The organism is Bartonella sp. AP7XZML, assembly GCF_042195745.1.
In the GTDB taxonomy this organism is placed as follows: Bacteria; Pseudomonadota; Alphaproteobacteria; order Rhizobiales; family Rhizobiaceae; genus Bartonella.
In genome coordinates this window covers 1-2,746 of sequence record NZ_JBHIOT010000057.1, presented here as the reverse complement: position 1 = coordinate 2,746, position 2,746 = coordinate 1, and the positions used below count along the sequence as shown (strand labels likewise).

Annotated in this window: 1 pseudogene; it reads right to left on the bottom strand. The window is 40.9% G+C overall.

Going from position 1 to position 2,746, the window contains the following annotated elements:
• A pseudogene (locus ACFILT_RS04100) lies at nucleotides 1-2,746 on the bottom strand (hypothetical protein); the annotation flags it as partial.

Sequence of the window (2,746 nt, the reverse complement as noted above, 5' to 3'; positions counted from 1 at the left end):
TCGCAAGGCTATCACTGACAACATTGGTCACATCATTATGAACATTCGTGATAGAACTCGCAACTCCAGCAAATGCTTCCGATACACTATTGTAAACCTTTTCCTCACCAGCACTACCATCAGAATTGACAGTTTTAAGCTTGAAGGTAGGTGCAACCCATTCTCCCTTTTCATTATAACCTGCTCCTCCACCAAAATAGGTTGCAAATGTCTGATTCATTGAATAAAGTTGATTACCAGCGACAGCATCTGTTGATTTAGCGCTAATCTCACCATTTGCAAGGAACGTAATTCTACTGTTTTCTTGTGTCCTGACAGCTCTGCCTTGTTCTTCTTTACTCTTTTCATGACGCGCTACAAAGGCATCGGCTTCCTTGCTCCATAACAAAGAATCCTGTGCTACTCCTTCAGAAACCTCTTTAATCCTTGCATTCACATTCTTGATATTCTCATCAAGACCTGCAAAAGCGGTTCCAACACCTTGAAAGGCACTCTCTGTTACAACTCCATCTTTAGCAATGTAAGATAATTTATACGTTGGCTGTGTAAGAGCTCCATCTTTAAAGGATGCTTCTCCACCTAAAAACTTAGCTACATCCTCACCGATTTTATTAATCTGACCACCCGTGATTGCATCACGTGAACCCTTGGCAATCTGACCATCGGCAACATTATGAAGACCAACAGCTGCCTTATCCTTACCTTTGCCTAAAGTCACACTCGTGTAATCAATGCCGCCATTCTCACCCTCTTTTTTATCGTAATGAACAACAGCCGAGTCATCTGATTGAAGGCTGGTAGAAAGATCCTTCAAACCTTTATCAAGCTGACCCTTGTTAACAGCTTCATTATCCTTTGTTGCTTCACCAACACCTGAAAGTGTCCGATCCGTACCAGTCTTGTTGGCTATGTTGATTTCACTGCCTTCTACTTCTTTACCAATAGTGATAATTTTCGTCTTCTCATCCTGCTTGACAAGGCTATCACTGACAACATTGGTCACATCATTGTGAACATTCGTAATAGAACTTGCAACACCTGCAAGTGCTTCCGATACACTATTGTAAACCTTTTCCTCACCAGTGCTACCATCATCATTGACAGTTTTAAGTTTGAATGTGGGTGCAACCCATTTTCCATTTTCATAGCCAGCACCTCCACCAAAATAGGTCGCAACTGTTTGATTCATTGAATAAAGTTGGTTGCCAGTGATCGCTTCTGTTGAACCTTTAGAAACTTCTCCATCTAAAAGAAACTTCAATTTGCTATTGTTTCCTTCCGTTCCATGCTTAGCTACAAATGCATTGGCTTCATTATTCCAATTCAAAGAATCCTGTGCGACTCCTTCAGAAACTTCCTTAATTCTCTGATTGACATTCTTGATATTTGTATCAAGTCCTTCAAAAGCTGAACCAACATTGGTAAAAGGTTTGGCTGTTATCTTACCATCTTTATCAATCTCCGATAAACTATAGATCGGCCCAGTAAACACACCATTATTAAAAGCTGCATTGCCTCCTAAATAAGTAACAACCTTATCATTCGTTTCAAAAAGCTGACTACCCGTTACAGCATCTGTTGATGTAGCGCTAATCTCACCATTTGCAAGGAACGTAATTCTACTGTTTTCTTGTGTCCTTACAGCTCTGCCTTGTTCTTCTTGCTTCTTCTCATGACGCGCGACAAAGGCATTGGCTTCATCATTCCACAACAAAGCATTCTGCTCAATGGTCTGTGTAAGTTCATTGCTGTTCTTAGAAAGCTCATTATGAAGATCTGTCAGCGATGTATCAACACCGCTAAAGGCTGAACCAACATCATGATATGACTGACCTCCAACAACATACGTCGGAAGATTGCCTACAAGAACATCAGCACCACCACCTAAATAGCTCGATGTATTTTTAGAAACACTGTCTAGATTAGTAGTCACTGTCGTAACATTTTTATTAGTCGCAAATAACTGAGAGCCATTTACAACTTCTGTCGATTCTGCTGAAAGTACTCCTGCCTTAACACCTGAAAGTATCCGGTCTTCTTTCTTACTGTTGGCAATATTGAGTTCTGTACCTTCTACTTCTTTCCCAATAGTGATAACCTTCGTATTATCATCCTGCTTAGCAAGGCTATCACTGACAACATTAGTTACATCATTATGAACATTCGTGATAGAACTTGCAACACCCGCAAGTGCTTCCGCTACACTACTGTAAACCTTTTCCTCACCAGTGCTACCATCATCATTGACAGTTTTAAGCTTGAAGGTAGGTGCAACCCATTCTCCCTTTTCATTATAACCTGCACCTCCACCAAAATACGTCGCAAACTGTTTTTGCAGATCATAAATCTGTCCACCCGTAATCGCATCACTCGAGCCTGATACTATAGAGCCAGCTGCAAGTGATGTAAGCTTGCTGTTCTCTTTATTGTCCCCATGCGTCGCTACAAACGCACCTTTAGTCTTGCCCCATAACAATGCATTGCCTTGAACTGCTTGCGTAATATTACTTAGTTTTTCATCAAACTTTTTGACCTCATTAGACAGATGAGTGTTCACATTCTTGACACTCGTATCAAGACCCGCAAAGGCGCTACCAACATCGTTATGTGAATTAGTCGTTACTGTACCATCGTCAGAAACATTAGAGATTTTATAAGTCGGAGCTGTAAAAACACCCTCTTTAAAGGATGCTTCTCCACCTAAAATCTTAGCTACATCCTCACCGATTTTGTTAACCTGTCCACC